The sequence below is a fragment of the Streptomyces sp. NPDC046831 genome (assembly GCF_040645305.1).
Lineage (GTDB): Bacteria > Actinomycetota > Actinomycetes > Streptomycetales > Streptomycetaceae > Streptomyces.
In genome coordinates, this window is the sequence record NZ_JBEYXZ010000020.1 from 40,788 (window position 1) to 57,031 (window position 16,244).

A 16,244-nucleotide genomic window follows, 5' to 3' on the forward strand; every position below is an offset into this window, starting at 1 on the left:
GACGGGTGAGGGCCGACGGCCGAGAACTGATGGGGGAGGACCGACGGCCGAGAACTGACGGGTGAGGACCGACGGGTGAGGGCCGACGGCCGAGAACTGATGGGGGAGGACCGACGGCCGAGAACTGACGGGTGAGGACCGACGGGTGAGGGCCGACGGCCGAGAAATGGCGGCTGAGGACTGACGAACGGGTCCGTTGCGGGCCTCAGCCGCCCGCGCGGACCTCAGTCGGCGCGGGCGGGCGCGGACGCGCCGCCCTGGTGAGTCTCCCGGTCGTCCCCGTCGCCCACTGGACGCTCGCCGACCCGGCCGGAGCCGGCAACGCCGCGGCCGGCCGGGTCGCCGTTGCCGAAGTCGGCCGGGTCGCCGTTGTGGATGCCGGTCCGGTCGCCGCCGTGTCCCGCGTGGGGGTCGGTCCGGTCGCCGCCGCGCTCCGCGTGGGGGTCGGTCCGGTCGCCGCCGCGCTCCGCGTCGGGGACGGTCCGGTCGCCGTGGCGTCCGGCGCCGGTGCCGACGCCGCCCGTGCGCGGGCCACCGGCGGAGGGGCCCTCGCCGGTCCTGGCCGCGCGGCGGCGGGGCGCGGTCAGCAGCCAGGCCAGGTTGCCGACGGCGGCGCCCGCCGCCACCACGGCGACGATGACCCCGGCCGTGGCGAAGCCGTCGTCGAACAGATGCGGGCGCCGGTCGAGGCTGTGCAGGCCGAAACCGCACAGCTGGTACACGCCCACGGCGGCGACCGTGAGACTGACGACGAGCAATGCGACGCTCGGGCCGAGCCCGCGCTCGGCGTCCTCACCGGCGGGGGCACCGCTCCCCGGACAACGCGCTTCCTGCATGGGTCCCCCGTCGAACAGTCGGATGCCGAGCGGGACCCTACATTACGTAGGGTTGCCCACGCGGGGAAATCAGCGGCCCTCAGTCACCGTCCGTGTCCGCCCGCCAGGTCATGGTCACCTTCATGTGGGCCTCGCCCTCCGACTTGGCGATGACGGCGCCGAACCCCGCGTTGAAGCGCAGCCCGAACTCGAGGCCGATCTCGTCGGGACGGCCGGGCATGTCCCGCAGCCGCCGCACCGCGGACGCGGCGGCGCTCCGGATGCGGTCGATGCCCTCCTCGAAGGAGGCGGTGGCGTCGGCCACGGCGGTTCCCAGCCGGGACACCTCCATGACCCCCGGTTCGTCCTCGGCCACCTCGACGACCACGAAACCGTCGCCGTCCTGCGACGGGAACCGCAACAATTGCGTCATTTCCTCCCCCTCCTGAGGCATGCCGCGCGCCCGTGCCGGCCCCCATGCCGGATGACCTGCGGCCGTCTTCCACTGGCGAGCCATTGCAGCCACCATGGAAGCGCACCTGGAGCCGCCAAACCACCACGTCAGGGGGAACCACGGTATGGCAGAGTCTGCGATGGACTTCTGTTCCGACCTCGTCGATCTGTCCGGGATCTCTCTGGCGGAGCTGCACTCCTGCGACGATCCGGCGCTGCGACGCGCGTTGAGCGCGGCGGAACGCCGGGCGAGCCTGGCCTTCGGGACGCTGGCCGGAGACGGCAACAGCGAGGAGACGAGCTGCCTGCGCGGGCGTCGGCCGGGTCAGTGGCGGCCGTGACCGCTCCGCCGCTGGACGTCCACCGGGTGTCCCGGCAGACGCTCAGGGCCATAGCGGCGGGCAACGCGAACGAAGCCGATCTGCACCTGCTGCGGTCCGCCCAGCGCAGTCAGCTCCTCCTCGTCCTCCGTGTACTGCTCGATCGCGCGGAACAGGCGGGCCCACGCATCAGGCGCCCCGGCGGCGCCGCCTCGGCCCAGGTGGCCTGGGACCTGTTGTGCACGACTCAGCGACATGCCCCGGAGGCGGTCGAGGCCGTGCTGGGCGATCCCACCGTCATGGCGTGGGCCGTGCGCCTGCTGAGACGGCTGGGGGGCGCCACCGAGGCGCCGACCTCCGTCCCGCTGTGGGCCGACCTCGGTCAGTTCCAGGCACTGGCGGCGGCGGCCGCCGCGCGGGCCGGCCTCCCCGCCGTGCTGCGGGTGCCCGTGCACCGCGGCACGGTCTGGTTGCCGGGGGCCGGAGTGGCGGGTCCGGTGGCCAGGCGCCGGTGGAGCGAGGCGGAGGTGCGGGTGGCGCCGGACGCCGTCGTCATACGGGGAGAAGACACACGGGTACGGCTGCCACGCCCCCTTCCGCAAGCGGCACCGGGCTGGCACCCGCTGCGTGCGGTCTCCCGCCCTACGGCTGCCGGGAACCGCACGGCGGGGCCCTGGCTCGACACGGTGACGCCGTACCGGGACTTCGCGCGGTATCCGAGGTCTCCCGGCCGGTCGGGCGAGCGCCGCTTACAACTCTGGCAGGACCGCCTCGCCCGGGCCTGCGCTCTGCTGGAGGAGGAGTCCCCCGAGGACGCCGCCGCCCTGGGGGCACTGGTACGGGTGATCGTGCCGCGGCCGTACCGGACGGCGAGGGGCGGCCTCGTTGCCAGCGCCTCCTCACTGGACGCCTTCGGCGCGGTGAGCCTGTCACTGCCGTACGACGCCCCGCAGACGGCCGCGGTCCTGGTGCACGAGACGCGGCATCAGCAGCTCAACGCACTGTTCAGCCTGGTGCAGCTGGTGCAGATCGGCGAGACCGGGCTGGACGAGTCCGCGGGACACCGGCTTTACTACGCGCCGTGGCGCAGTGACCCCCGGCCGGTGCTCGGTCTGCTGCACGGCGTCTTCGCGTTCGCCGGGGTGGCGCGGTTCTGGCGGACGCACGGCGGGCGCGTCACGGGGAGCGAGGCGGAACGTGCCGCCTTCGAGTTCGCCGTGCTCAGGGAACAGGTACGGGAAGCCGCCACGGCACTCACGTCCGACGACGGGCTGACCGAGGCGGGCCGCCTGTTCGTGGCGGAGGTTCTGGCGCCCGTCGAGAAATGGCGGCACGACGACGTACCGCCCGGGCCGCACCGACTGGCCCGCCACTACTGTGCGCTGCGGCGGGCCGTGTGGCGGTCACGTCATCTGGAACTCGACCCCTCCGCGACGGAGCGCATCGCCGCGGCCTGGACGGCGGGCCGACCCGCCCCGACGCTGCCCGAGCCGGTGCTGCGTCCGCGCCCTGACCGCATCCGTCCCGACACGTTCGGCCCTCTGGCCCGGGGCATGCTGTCCGCACCGGAGCACTTCGCCCGTCGCCGCCGGCAGACGCGGCGGCAGGGGGACCCGGTCCGCCGGGCCGAGTACGCGGCGGTCGCCGGGGACGCCGGCGAGGCCGCCGACGCCTACGCGGAGTGGGCCGCACGGGACCAGCTGGACGCCGAGGCGTGGATCGGGGCCGCCCTGGCGCTTCCCGAGCACGCCCGAGGGACGGGCGTCGACCTGCTCCTGAGCCGCCCGGAGGTGGTGGCCCGCGTCCGCGGGGCCCTCGCCTCCGTCGGAGGCGGCGCTCCGGATCCTTTCCGGCTCGCCGCCTGGCTCGGCGGTGGCGACGGCGGTCTCACCCCGGCCGAAGACCGGGCCCTGTCCTCCGGATCAGCCCGGCGTCGCGGGGTCTGGAGCTAGAGCGACAGCAGGTCGATGTCGGCATTGGCGCGCAGGCCCTTCTCGGCGTCCAGCGTCGCCGGGTGGGCGGGCCCCAGGAGGTTGCGGTACCGCCCCAGAGCCTCGGCGTACAGCCGGTCGCTCTCCTCGGCCCGGCGCAGCGCCTTCAGGTCGTAGCTCAGATTGAGCTGGACGGCCAGGTTCGCGGGGTGGTTCTCGCGCAGCCGTGCCGACTCCTCGGCCACGGCCTCGTCGATGGCAAGGGCCTCCTCGGGGCGGCCGAGGGCGAAGTGGTCGCTGGCCAGGTTCATGCGGGCGAGCAGCGTCCGCGGGTGACCCGGACCCAGCAGCCGCGTCAGGCCGTCGACCGTCTCCTGGTCCAGCTCCAGCGCGGCCTCGGCCTGCTGGAGCAGCCTCAGGGTCACCGCCAGGTTCATGGCGCAGGCGTAGCTGTGCGGATGCTCCCGGCCGTACCTGTTGCGGTGCTGCTCCATCACCTGCTGGCTCAGTGCCCGCGACTCCTGGAGCTTTCCGATCTGCCGCAGGTCGTTGGCGTGACTGACGGCGATCAGCAAGTAGTAGCGGCTGTCGGTGCCCAGGACGTCGGCGATCAGCTCGATGTACTGGCGTGACAGCACGTACGCGCCGTCGTGGTCACCCGTCTTGCGGCGCGTCACACAGCGGTTGCGGTTCACCAGTGCCGTGAACGGATGCCGTTCGCCGAGCTTCTCGGTCACCTCGTCGGCCAGCTTGTCGTAACCCTCGAGCGCTTCCTCGTACCGGCCGACCTCCTGGAGGTCGAGCAGATAGGCCTCTCGGGTGGACAGCGTGTAGATGTGGTCCTCGCCCAGGGCCTCGATCCGGCGCTGCCAGGTGTCCTCGTCCAACGTGCGGGCGTGTTCCGAGTCACCGGCCAGACGCAGGCTGACCGCGTAGTTGTGCGCGGCCAGGAGAGTGGCCGGGTCGTCCGCGCCGAACACCCGCAGGCTCGTGTCGTAGACGCGCCGGTCCAGCTCCCGCGCCTCGTTGAAGCTTCCGCGGATGCGGTGGTGGATGGCCATGAAGCTCTGCGCCTGCAGCGTGTCCTCGTGCTCCTCGCCGAGGACACGGCGGAACCGCTGCACGAGCCCGGACTGGAGCTCGTAGGCGCGCCGCAGGTCGGCGCCCTGCTCGCGCAGCGCCTCGGCGATCTGCTGGTCGATGGCGAGGACCTCCTCGTGGTCCTCGCCCAGCCGCTCCTTCCAGATCTCCGCGGCGCGTTCGCCCAGCCGCAGGGCGGCCGCGTGGTCGCCGCGGGCGCGCAGGAACCAGACCTCGTTGAGGACGAGCCGGCGGGTCCAGGGCTCCTCGCACTCGATCGCCTGGGACGCCCCCACATGGGTGAGGAGCGCGGAGTAGCGCGGCCAGTACGTGGCTCGCTGCGGGTTCCTGGGGTCGGCGTGGGAGAGCAGCTGGTGCGCGGCGTGCCGCATGGTCGCCTGCTCCTGCGCGTTCATCTGTTCGACGAGCACGCGTTGGACCAGTCGGTGGAGTTGCACCGTGTTCTGCCGGTGGTCGATGCGCGCCAGCGCGTACCGGCCGATCTCGCGGACCGCCCGGCCCAGTTTGACCGGGTCGTCGAGGGCGGACTGGAGTTCCGGCGGGACCGAGACGCCCCGCACCGCGGAGAAGAGGTCCCACTCGATGGGCTCGGGGGCGAAGAAGGCGCAGACCTGAAGGAGCTGGAGGGCGTCCGGGCGGGTCTCCCGCAGCCGGCCCAGCGACACGTTCCAGGCGGCCGCCACCGACAGGGGATAGTCGCCGGGCGGCTCGGACTGCATCAGTTCGGTGAAGTTTCGTTCGTACACCTCGAGATACTGCTGCACCGGCATGCCCGTCTCCGCGAGCCACACCGCGGCCTGCTCGACCGCGAGGGGCAGGTCGCCCAGGGCTGCGGCCAGATGGTCGACGGCGTCGTCGGGCAGCTGGGGGCTGCGGCGCCGCAGCAGGGCGACGCTCTCCTCGCGGGCGAACACGTCGACCTCCAGGGAGCTGGCGTCGGTCGACCACTGGAAGTTGCGGGACGTCACGACGATGCGTCCGGGGCCGTCGCTGGGGAAGTACTTGCGGACCTGCTTGGGGTTCTCCGCGTTGTCGAAGACCAGGAGCCAGTCGCTGTACGGCTCGCCGCGCCGCAGGGCGTCCAGGACCGCGGGCACGGCGCTCATCTCGGAGCCCACCTGCAGGCCCATCTGCTCGCCCAGTTCGATCAGCGACTGGACGATCTGGTTCTCCTGCTCGGAGGGAATCCACCAGATGAGCCGGTAGTCGCGGCTGTGCCGGTACACGTACTCGATGGCGATCTGCGACTTGCCCACGCCGCCCATGCCGTGCAGCGCCTCCGGCAGGACCGCGGTCACTCCGCTGCTCAGCCGTTCCTGCAGCCTTTCGAGCAGTACCTCCCGCCCCGTGAAGTTCCGGTTCCGCTGCGGTACGTTCCCCCAGATGCGGGGCGGTTCGTGCGGGCTTCGCGGGCCCGTGGCGACGGGCAGACCGGCAGTCACGGCGATGCCTCCTTGTCGGGGACGCGCGGGCACAGGCGAGGGGGGTGCGGGGGACGGAGGAGCGGGGGGCGGCGGTGCCGCGGGAGGAGAAGTTCCCCCGGCAGGCGGGGTGTTCGCCGCTTCCGGGGGCTGAGATGGTCGCGGCCCGTAATCTAGCGCGTCCGCGGGCGCGATGTTCAACTTTGACCGCATTTCATCTGATGAGTACCCTGATGGCCGCTCGTGCCCGGCGCCGGACGTGGGAGCGGAGCCGCCGCCCACGGCCGCCCGCCCGGCCGGCCGGGGATCCGTGCGCTGGAGCAGCCGCCCGAGGTGGTTGGCGCGGGCGAGATAGGGGCCGGAGACCGCGCAGAGCGCCGTGTACAGGTGGCTCACGAACGGGCGGGTCTGCTCGGTCATCGGCGGATCCGCCGGATGGCCCTCGGGGGACACCAGCGCCCCTCCGCCCTCGCCCCATCTATCCTCCAGCCACGGGCCGAGGTGGCGCTGGACGTGGCGCAGCGCCCGGATCGTCTCGGCCCGGCTGCCGAGCGCGAGGAGCTCCTCCCGTACGCCCGCCACGAAGTCGAAGGAGACCCGGTGGGCGTCCTCGGCGTCGGCGTCGTGGTCGGTCCGGCGCACCAGGCCGAGCAGCAGGATCTCCGCGAGGTTCCACGGCCGCGCCCCGGGCAGGGCCTGCTGGAGCAGCCGCATGACCGGGAGATTGAGCGGTGCCGCGGCCAGGCGCTGGGCCAGTGCATAGGCGGCCGGGGACGCGGTGGCGCGGAACCGGCGCACCATGGCGGAGGCCCGCTTCGCCCGCCGCACCGCCGACCACTCGGCGGGCTCGGCCACGTCCTCCCCGGACGGGGCCGGCTCGGCGACGAGCCCGGCGAGCGTGTCGGAGACCGGGCCGACCGCCAGGGCGCGCAGGTCGCTGTCCGGTGAGGTCCACAGGGCCGCCAGCCCGTGCTCCCCGCCGCCGCCCGACCCGGCCACCAGACGGGCCCAGCGGCCCAGCGAGCCGCGTCGCAGTTCGACGACGGGGACGGCGATCGCGTCCCGGCCGGCGGGCTCGGGGGCGGACTCCGGGTGCGGCCCCATGGTGTCGGCGTGCGGGTGCTTGAAGTCGGCGTCGTAGAAGCGGTTGGGGACCGCGGGGCCGGGCGCCCGCAGCCGGGTCCGGGTGACCGTGGGCAGTGTCAGGTCCCACAGGTGCTGCGGGAGCAGGCTGAGTACGGCGACCGGGGAGTGCCGGCCGATCCGGTGCAGCGCCGAGGCGGCCCGGCCCGTGCGCCAGGCCGCGTGCCCGCCGTCGGTGACCACCAGCACCAACTGGTCCTCGCCCGCGCAGAGTCCGGCGGCGCGGTGGCCGCTCCCCGGCGCCTCGGGGCGTGCGCCGTCCGGGTGGCCGGGGTGCCAGGGGAGCGTCCGGACGGTGCGGAACGCCGCCGTCTGCTCCATCAGCGCGGCGATCTGGCGTGCCGTGTGCGACCACAGCACCATCGACGGGCTGTCGTCGACGAGCAGCAGCAAATCCAGCCGGCGCTCCGGGACCGGCCGGCACACCGGCGTCCACACCCCGGTGCCGGCCGCCTGCTCGGCGGTCGCCTCCTCGTCCAGTTCGAGGTGGTGGGGCGAGGCGCGGAACAGACGCAGCGGGCGCAGGGACCTGGCCAGGGCGAGGGAGTCCGCCAGCCGCGGGGACATGGGCCAGCCGGCCTGTTCGGGGCTCTCGTCGCCGGAGCGCAGCGCGAAGAACGGGTGGACGCGGGCGGAGCGCTCCACCGCCGACCGGGTGGCGAAGGGGCGGCCCGTGGTCCCGGGTGCGGCGCCGTGGGGCTCCTCGGCGGGCGCGCCCAGGTCGTCCACGGGCGTGCCGGCCGCCTCGGACCGGTCGTCCCGCGCGCCGCCCCGTGTCCCGGGCGGGCCGTCCCCGGACACCCGGTCGCCGGACGGGTCGTCCTCCGACGCCCGGTCGCCGGGCGCGCCGTCCCCGGGCGCCCGGTCGCCGGGCGGACCGTCCTCGGACGCCCGGTTCTCCGGCGCCCGGTCCTCGGGGGGCACCCGCCCGTCGTGCGCCTGGCCATCCGGCGCCCGGCGCTCGCCGGGCCCGTCACCGTCCGGCCGCTCCCCGGCCGCGGGCCCCTCCCCGCCCGCGGGGGACTGCTGCCCGGCCGTCGTGGGCGTGGCGGGCAGGAAGCCCGGGCGTGGCCGCGGCCGCCCCGCGCGCTCCCACGCCGCGCGCCCCGGCACGTCGAACAGCGGCACCGCCGCGTCCTGGCAGGCCGCCAGGTACAGGGCGTCCGCCAGCTCCGTCCAGGTCGGCGTCTCCCGGTCGCGGGCAGGACGGCGCCCTCCCTCCGGCCGCGCGGACGGGGGAGGGGAGTCCGGGGACGCCGCCGTCATCCGGTCCTCGATTCCGCCCCCGCTCCGTCGAGCCGGTGCCACAGCGCGTCCACGAGGTCCTCCAGCGCCTCCTCGTCGTCGCCCGGGAAGCGGCCCGAGGTCGCCAGGAACACGGCGTTGAGCAGCTGGTCCAGGGCGAGGCCGCCGCGTTCCCGGCTGTTGAGCAGGAACCGGTCGATCAGGCTGCCGGCCAGGCCCGCGCCGACGTGCTCGTCGGCGGCCTGCCGCAGGTGCGCCATGACCATGTTGACCAGCTGGGGACGGTCCGGATCGGGCATGCGCAGCCGCAGGCACCGGCGCAGGAAGGCCGGCGGGAACTCGCGCTCGCCGTTGGAGGTGATGACCACGACGGGGAAGGCCCGGCACCGGACGACGCCGTCGACGATCTCGGCGCTGCGCCGCGGGTCGTCGGTCATGACGCTCACCCGCGGGTGCAGGCGGCGCGCCCGGACCAGTTCGGGGATCGTGAACTGGCCCTCCTCGAACACGCTGAGCAGGTCGTTGGCCAGGTCCTGGTCGCTCTTGTCGAGCTCGTCGACGAGGAGGACCCGGGGTAACTCGTGGGGCAGCAACGCGGTGCCGAGGGGCCCCAGTTGGAGGTAGTCGCCGATCCCTGGCAGGTCGTCCTCGCGCACCGCGCGGTCACCGTCGCCGTCCGCCGGGTGCAGGGCGCGCAACGCCGCGGAGTCCTGGACCCGGCCGATCGCGTCGTACTCGTACAGGCCCGACCGGAGCGTGGTGCGGCTCGTGATGTGCCAGCGCAGCACCCGGCCCAGTCTCAGCTCCCTGCTGATCCGGTACGCCAGGGACGACTTGCCGGTGCCCGGCCGTCCCGTGACGAGCAGCGGACGGCGCAGCAGCAGGGCGGCGTTCACCATGTCGGCCTCGTGGCCGGTCCGGTCCGGGGTGGCGGACAGCGCGGCGGCCCGGCCCAGCCGGCGCTCGATCTCCTCCTCGTCCGCGGGCGGCGGCTCGACCACCGGGCCCCCCGTGAACCGCCGCCAGGGCGGGGGAGGCGGCAGCAGCTCGGCGAGGTCGGTGTCGTAGAGGGGCCGGCCCGTGCCGCGGTAGATCCACCACCGCCGGTCCGGGGCGCCCGGCCCCGGCCCGCCGGTCGCGTAGCCGCCGTCGGCCTCGGGCGCCGGTGTCAGGCCGCCCGCCCGCACGTCACCGATCGGACGCGTCCCCCCAGAGGCGCCGTCGTCGGGAAGCATCTCGTCCTACCCTCCCCCCTGGGCGGATGGATCCGCCGCGTCTCCCCGGCCGCCCGGAAGGCGGTACGGGTCGTCCCAGAGCACAGCTGCATGGCGACCGAGCGTAGAGGAGCCGCCTGTAGCAGGATCCTCGCCCCCGGCCTCAATGCGCAACGACCTGACTGCGTCGGGTAAACGATGGATCCCTTTGCGAGAGGTCAGTTCCGCCAATTCGTCACGGAAGGCCGGATCGACACCGCCGCGCCGGTCCCAGACCACGATCGGCACCCCCGCCCGCAGCGATTCGCCCAGCTCGTCGACCCCGGAGTGCGGGCCGCGCCGGCTTCCGGGCGGGCCGCTCAGGACGACCATGACCGGCTGGGGGTCCTTGAGCAGGCGGGCGCGGCCGTCGTCGGGGAACCAGTGGACCGGCCCCCCGCACCCGGTCACCAGGGCGTCCCAGCGCTTGGCCCACCGTCCGTGGGTGTCCGGGCGTTCCACCCGTTCGAGGCTGCGCAGCACCACCGGGTGGTCCTCCCCGAGGGTGCCGCAGGCGCCGTGGAAGCCCTGCTTCGCCCACCTCTCCACCGGCAGGTCGAGCAGGTCCCTGGGCAGCAGGAACTCCAGGGTCAGCTCCTCCTTGCAGAAGTAGGCCCAGCCGGTCTCGGCCTGGTCGACCAGCTCCTTCACGTGCTCGGGCAGGTCGGCCACGTCGACGCGGACGTCACCGCCGCGCACCGGATAGGGATCGGGGCCGCCGATCCGGTACCAGTACGACAGCAGCCGCTCCCCGCTGTGGTCGGGGTCGGGCAGCGGGCGCAGCCGGATCAGCAGGCAGGCGGCGGGTGTCCACACGGCGTCGTCACCGGGCTCCGGCAGGGGGACCGGAGGCGGGGGCGCGACGGCCGGGCGGAAGTCCTCGACGGGACGGGCCGGCAGGGGGCCGTTCTCCGCTCCGGCCGCCACGGGCAGGGGCGCGACCGTGCGGGCGTCGGCCGCCGGGCTGCCGTGGTACGCCTCGGGACGGAGCCGGTGCTCCGCGGCCCAGTCCAAGAGGTCCTGCTGCTGGCGCCCCTTGGCGTAGCGCGCCAGGTGCTCGACCAGCAGGACGCAGGGGAGCGGCTCGCCGGGGCGGGCGTTGAGCGTGGCCGCGTGCAGCACCGCCGACCAGGGCTCCGCGCAGTGGGCCGGCAGGGGGTCGGGCCGGTGGCCGAGGGCCTCCTGGAAGACGCCGGCCAGGTCGAGCACGTCGAGGCCGCCGAGCAGCTCCATCAGCCGCTCCCAGCTGCGGGGCGGGAAGAGGGGGACCTCGGCGAGCGCGACGGCCGTCCGCACCCGGGCCATGTGCCGGGTCTCGCCCTCCAGCATCGAGACGACGCCGCCGAGCACCTGGAAGCCGTCCGGGTGCGGCATCACCTCGTTGAGCAGGTGCAGCAGCGTCAGGCGCCGGCGGCTGCTCTCGGGCAGGTCGATGCGGACACCGAGCTCCCGGCCCACCAGGCGGGCGCACTCGTGCAGGGAGGCCGGCTCCTCGAAGCACGGGACGGCGTCCAGCGCGTCGAGAAGTATCCTGGGCGGCCGTCCGGCGTCCTGGGCGAACGTCACGAGGTCTCGCTTTCCGCGGGCACCGGCCACAGCCGCTCCAGGAGGCCGAGCGCGGCCCGGGCGGGCCGCGACTCGTCGTCGAGCAGCCGCACCGCGTCGAGCAGCGCCTGCCGGCCGTCGCGATGGTCGGCGCAGGCCTGGACGACGTAGAAGAGCTGCAGGCGCGGCCGGGCGCTGGTGCGGATGGTGTGGCGGATACGGGCCGGCAGCAGGCGGCGCAGGGCGGCCCCGCCGTCCTCCTCGATCTGAGGCACGCTCAGCAGCGCGTCGGCGAGCGCGAACTGGTCGCGGTCGGGCGGGGGTTCGGGCGGCCGCTGCGGCGCGACCCGGGCGGGCCGCTCCAGCCGGGGGCCCAGCTCCGGCCACCTGGCGGCCACCGCCTCCAGCGGGAGCATCCAGCCGACCTTGGCCTGCGCTTCGGTGTAGACGGCGGTGACCACGCCGACGACCCGCCGCGCCGCCGGGTCCCACACCCCGGCACCGCTGAATCCCTGGCTGATCCAGGCGCCGGTCGGGCCGAGGCCGTCCAGCTGGACCCAGTCGGGGTGCGGGCCGCCGCGTCCCGCCAGCCGGGCGGTGACGAGCAGGCCGGCGGGCGCGCTCGCCGGGTGGCCGTACATGCTCACCTCGCGCCGGTCCGGCTCACCGCAGGAGCCGAGCCGTGCCGGGGCCGGGCCGCCGGCCGGCGCCCAGTCCGTGCGCAGTACGGCGAAGTCCCCCTCGGTGCCCCCGGACAGCGGGCCGGGGAACCACCCGCCCGGTGCGACGAACGCCGTACCGGGTGCCACCTCCGGGTGGGCGGGCGTGTCGACGAGGACCGGCCCGGCGGGCACCGCCGTGCGGTCCGTGCCGGGCCCGGCCGCCCACGCCACCACGTGGGCGCAGGTCAGCACGGTGCCGGGCATCACCAGGAGGCCGGCGCCGACCACGGCGCCGTGCGGTGACAGAACGCGTACTCTGCCTAAGGCAGGTGCGCCTGCCGTGTCCCCGTTGACCACTGCCACGTCCCTTCCCCCGCGCGGAGCCGTCCGGGGCTCCGCCTTGTGAACCAGCGTACGAAGCGCACGCGCCCGGTACACGGGCCGCGCGTATCCCGGAGCTTTACCGGATGCGCCTTCGGCGAATCATCGGTGCACGCGCGGGAGTCCGGGGACACGCCGGCCGCGTGGGCGGAGCACGGCGCCCCGGCCGGACGGCCGCCCGCGCTCCGACGCGCCGCCGACGCGCCCGCCGGGCGAACATGCCGAGGCCGGCGGCCGGCCGGGACGGAACGACGGCGCCCCCCGGACCGGTGGGAGGCGGGCCCGCCCAACCCGGCGCGGGCGCACGGCAGGAGACGGAACGGAAGAGCGATACCGCGACCGGACCGCCCGGTGACCCGGAGCCGACATGTGACGCAGGACACCTTCGCCGGCCGGTGATCCGTGGGGCGCCCACCGGGCGTACCGGCGACAGCACCGCCCCGCTGCCGGGCAGATGGACGGGGCGGCCGGCAGTCCGGGAAACAGCGGGCGCACACGGGGAGACGGGACACCGCCGACATGACCGACGCCGTCAAGGGCCCTGCCGGCTACCTCCCCTCCATCGAGAGGAAGTACGGCCGCCCGGCAGCGGAGTGGATCGACCTCATCCGCTCCTCGCCGCCGACCGGGCACACGGAGCTCGTGAACTGGCTCAAGGCCGAACACGGACCGGTCCACGGCCACGCCGGCGCCCTCGTCGCCCACACCCTCGCGGAGGCCCGCGGCAAGTGAGCCGCCCGCCGGTGCGCCGGCGCGGCCACCGGCGGACCGGCTTCCGCGCGGGCCGGCCCGGAGGCGCGGTACGGGGCGGGGCCCGAAAGCCCCGCCCGTCGCCGGCGGGACCGGCTCAGGGCCACACCAGGCAGTACGGCTGGTGCCCCGCCTCGTGCAGCCGGTGGGAGAAGTCCTGCCACTCGTGCAGCAGCTGGTACACGTTGAACGCGTCACGCGGGCCGCCCCGGTCCGGGACCGTCGACCAGATGAAGGCCGCCGCGCCCACCGCTTCCTCGCCGATGTCGCGCAGCGGGTCGACGACGGTCATCGGCAGCTTCACGACGGCGTAGTCGGGGTGCAGGACGACCAGTTCCAGCGGCGGCACCTTGTGCAGCGGCACGCCCTCGATGCCGGTCAGCACCATGGCGGCCATCGTCTCCGGCTTGATCTTGGTGAACATGCCGTTCATGCCGAGCTCGTCGCCGCCCAGTTCCTCGGGACGCATCGAGATCGGGACGCGGGCCGCGGTCGCGCCGTCCGGCGCGCCGAAGTATTTGTACGTCACCCCCACCCGACCACCATTCCTGCTCCCCGCCGCTGGGCGGTCCACCCGGTGCTCGACCCGTCGGTCGGGCCGCTCGGGCTCACTCGGGACACCGTGTGCCTGACGTGCTTCGGTCGCTTCCTCCGCGTCGCGTCGGTGCCTTCCCCGCCGGGCACGCCGAGGACCCAGGTCGTCAGTCCCCTCGCCCAGTCCGCCACCGCGATGCATATCTCCACCCGACTGCTTTTCTAGGACGCCTGGTCCCCGCCGCGCAACCCGATCATCGTGTCAGTGACCTCCCCCACGGCCGCACGCCGAAACGTGCGCCGAAACATCAGTCCGCGGGGATCTTCCCGGCCCTCGACACGACCCTTCGTCCTGTCTATACGTACGCGGGCACCAGTTTCGCAGATGGGTGGTGAGAAAGCCGTGCGTTGGGCGGGCCCGGCCCCGCACCCACCCGCCCGGCGGACGCCCGTCCGTCCAGGTCGCGGTCCTTCCCGCCCGCCGGCCGCGCGCCTAGCCCCGCCACCGCCCCCCGGGTCGGCATCCCGGCTGGCCTACCCTGAAACAGGTCACTGCCCACCGGATTCCGTCAACCGCCGAGAAATCGGAGAAGTCGCAGGTCATGAGCGAACTGCCATATCCCTATGAAGCGCCCGCCTCGCAGGCGCTGTTCGACCGTGCGGCGGACGTCACGCCGGGCGGCGTGAACTCGCCGGTGCGCGCCTTCCGTGCCGTGGGCGGTACGCCCCGGTTCATGGTCTCCGGCAGCGGTCCGTACCTGACGGACGCCGACGGCCGGGAGTACGTCGACCTGGTGTGCTCCTGGGGGCCCATGATCCTCGGGCACGCGCACCCCGAGGTGACCGCCGCCGTGCAGGAGGCGGTCGGGCGGGGTACGTCGTTCGGCACGCCCGGTGAGGGCGAGGTCGCGCTCGCCGAGGAGATGACCCGCCGGGTCGGTCCGCTGGAGCAGGTGCGCCTGGTCTCCAGCGGCACCGAGGCGACCATGTCGGCGATCCGGCTGGCGCGCGGCTTCACGCGGCGGACCAAGGTGGTCAAGTTCGCCGGCTGCTACCACGGCCACGTCGACTCCCTGCTCGCCGCCGCGGGCTCCGGCGTCGCCACCTTCGCGCTGCCGGACACGCCGGGTGTCACCGGCGCCCAGGCCGGCGACACGATCGTCCTGCCGTACAACGACCTCGACGCCGTGCACGCCGCCTTCGCCGCCCACCCCGGCGAGATCGCCTGCGTGATCACCGAGGCCTCGCCCGGCAACATGGGCGTCGTGCCGCCGCTGCCCGGGTTCAACCAGGGCCTGAAGGACGCCTGCGCGCAGAACGGCGCGCTGTACATCTCCGACGAGGTCATGACCGGCTTCCGCACCAGCCGCGCCGGCTGGTTCGGGGTCGACGGGGTCGTGCCCGACCTGATGACCTTCGGCAAGGTGATGGGCGGCGGCTTCCCGGCCGCGGCCTTCGGCGGCCGCGCCGACGTCATGGCGCACCTCGCCCCGGCCGGTCCCGTCTACCAGGCCGGCACGCTGTCCGGGAACCCGGTCGCCACCGCGGCGGGCCTGGCCCAGCTGCGCCTGCTCGACGACGCCGCCTACACCAGGCTCGACGCCGTCTCGCAGCAGATCCAGGCCCTCGTCTCCGAGGCGCTGGGCAAGGAGGGCGTGGCGCACACGCTGCAGAGCGCCTCCAACATGTTCTCGGTGTTCTTCACCGACCGGCCGGTGCGCACCTACGAGGACGCCAAGGCGCAGGAGTCGTTCCGCTTCACCGCCTTCTTCCACGCGATGCTGGCGAACGGCGTCTACCTGCCGCCGTCGTCGTTCGAGTCGTGGTTCGTCTCGACCGCGCACGACGACGACGCCGTCCAGCGGATCGCCGACGCCCTTCCGGCGGCGGCCCGGGCGGCGGCGGAGGCGACGGCATGAGCGAGCAGCGGAGCACCGAGGACATCACCGTCGTCCACCTGATGCGGCACGGCGAGGTCGACAACCCGGACGGCATCCTCTACGGCCGCCTGCCGGGCTACCACCTCTCCGAACTCGGCCGGCAGATGGCCGAGCGGGTCGCCGAGCACCTCTCGTCCCGCGACGTCGCCTACGTCGTCGCCTCCCCGCTGGAGCGGGCGCAGGAGACGGCCACGCCCATCGCCAAGGCGCACGGGCTGGACCTGGACACCGACGAGCGGCTGATCGAGGCCGGCAACGTCTTCCAGGGCAGGACGTTCGGCATCGGGGACGGCGCGCTGCGCCGGCCCGGCAACTGGCGGCACGTCGTCAACCCGTTCAAGCCGTCCTGGGGCGAGCCGTACGTCGACCAGGTCGTCCGGATGATGGGCGCGCTGAACGCGGCGAAGGACCGGGCGCGCGGGCACGAGGCCGTGCTCGTCAGCCACCAGCTGCCGATCTGGATCGTGCGGTCCTACGTCGAGCGGCGGCGGCTGTGGCACGACCCGCGCAAGCGGCAGTGCACGCTCGCGTCGCTGACGACGTTCACGTACCAGGGCGACCGGATCGTGTCCGTCGGCTACACCGAGCCGGCCCGCGACCTCGTCCCGGCCCACCTGCTCGCGGGAGCCAAGCCGGCGAAGGGGCAGGGCAAGGGCTACGGCGCCTGACCGTGCGCCCGGACGCTGCACCGACGGGCCGTCAGGCGCCTGACGGCCTTTCGCCGGCGGGCCGCAGCGGCGCCTGACGGGC

At 74.4% G+C, this 16,244-nt stretch carries 12 protein-coding genes; 5 read left to right on the forward strand and 7 right to left on the reverse strand.

All coding sequences use genetic code 11. The features are described 5' to 3' along the window. Positions 1-224 precede the first annotated feature (224 nt). Both ABZ920_RS18540 and ABZ920_RS18545 read right to left on the reverse strand, forming a co-directional pair. Positions 225-836: a hypothetical protein gene (locus ABZ920_RS18540; protein ID WP_361505602.1), complete on the reverse strand. Its 612-nt coding sequence runs from the start codon at positions 834-836 to the stop codon at positions 225-227. Between the two features lie 79 nt (positions 837-915). Continuing rightward, entirely contained in the window at positions 916-1,248 is a 333-nt protein-coding gene (locus tag ABZ920_RS18545) for a CU044_2847 family protein (protein ID WP_361505605.1), read from the reverse strand. A 145-nt stretch (positions 1,249-1,393) separates the two neighbouring features. On the opposite strand from ABZ920_RS18545, the gene ABZ920_RS18550 reads away from it, so the two are divergent. Both ABZ920_RS18550 and ABZ920_RS18555 read left to right on the forward strand, forming a co-directional pair. Continuing rightward, entirely contained in the window at positions 1,394-1,609 is a 216-nt protein-coding gene (locus ABZ920_RS18550; RefSeq protein WP_361505607.1) for a hypothetical protein, read from the forward strand. Continuing rightward, positions 1,606-3,540, forward strand: coding sequence for an HEXXH motif-containing putative peptide modification protein (locus tag ABZ920_RS18555; RefSeq protein ID WP_361505610.1), 1,935 nt, complete (start codon positions 1,606-1,608; stop codon positions 3,538-3,540). The genes ABZ920_RS18550 and ABZ920_RS18555 overlap by 4 nt, the downstream gene beginning before the upstream one ends. Here ABZ920_RS18555 and fxsT read toward each other — a convergent pair. From fxsT to ABZ920_RS18575, 4 genes are read right to left on the reverse strand one after another with little or no spacing between them, the layout of a single operon-like run. Then, positions 3,537-8,450, reverse strand: coding sequence for an FxSxx-COOH system tetratricopeptide repeat protein (gene fxsT, locus ABZ920_RS18560; protein ID WP_361505613.1), 4,914 nt, complete (start codon positions 8,448-8,450; stop codon positions 3,537-3,539). The genes ABZ920_RS18555 and fxsT overlap by 4 nt on opposite strands. Continuing rightward, entirely contained in the window at positions 8,447-9,664 is a 1,218-nt protein-coding gene (locus ABZ920_RS18565; RefSeq protein WP_361505616.1) for a MoxR family ATPase, read from the reverse strand. Before ABZ920_RS18565 ends, fxsT begins: the two co-directional genes overlap by 4 nt. A gap of 6 nt (positions 9,665-9,670) precedes the next feature. Beyond that, positions 9,671-11,248: a hypothetical protein gene (locus ABZ920_RS18570; RefSeq protein ID WP_361505619.1), complete on the reverse strand. Its 1,578-nt coding sequence runs from the start codon at positions 11,246-11,248 to the stop codon at positions 9,671-9,673. Beyond that, positions 11,245-12,252 carry a trypsin-like peptidase domain-containing protein gene (locus ABZ920_RS18575; RefSeq protein ID WP_361505622.1) on the reverse strand — a complete coding sequence of 336 codons (1,008 nt, stop codon included), beginning with the start codon at positions 12,250-12,252 and terminating at the stop codon, positions 11,245-11,247. The genes ABZ920_RS18570 and ABZ920_RS18575 overlap by 4 nt, the downstream gene beginning before the upstream one ends. A gap of 537 nt (positions 12,253-12,789) precedes the next feature. On the opposite strand from ABZ920_RS18575, the gene ABZ920_RS18580 reads away from it, so the two are divergent. Continuing rightward, complete coding sequence (locus tag ABZ920_RS18580; protein WP_361505625.1) at positions 12,790-13,002, forward strand: DUF4287 domain-containing protein; 213 nt, start codon at positions 12,790-12,792, stop codon at positions 13,000-13,002. Between the two features lie 115 nt (positions 13,003-13,117). On the opposite strand, the gene ABZ920_RS18585 is transcribed toward ABZ920_RS18580, so the two are convergent. Further along, positions 13,118-13,555, reverse strand: a complete 438-nt coding sequence (locus ABZ920_RS18585) for a hypothetical protein (protein ID WP_010353923.1) — start codon at positions 13,553-13,555, stop codon at positions 13,118-13,120. 601 nt (positions 13,556-14,156) lie between these two features. Between ABZ920_RS18585 and hemL the strand changes: the two genes are divergently transcribed. Then, positions 14,157-15,473 (forward strand): glutamate-1-semialdehyde 2,1-aminomutase, encoded by a 1,317-nt coding sequence (gene hemL / locus ABZ920_RS18590; protein ID WP_361505628.1) that lies wholly within the window; start codon positions 14,157-14,159, stop codon positions 15,471-15,473. Further along, entirely contained in the window at positions 15,470-16,162 is a 693-nt protein-coding gene (locus ABZ920_RS18595) for a histidine phosphatase family protein (RefSeq protein WP_361505631.1), read from the forward strand. Before hemL ends, ABZ920_RS18595 begins: the two co-directional genes overlap by 4 nt. Positions 16,163-16,244 lie beyond the last annotated feature (82 nt).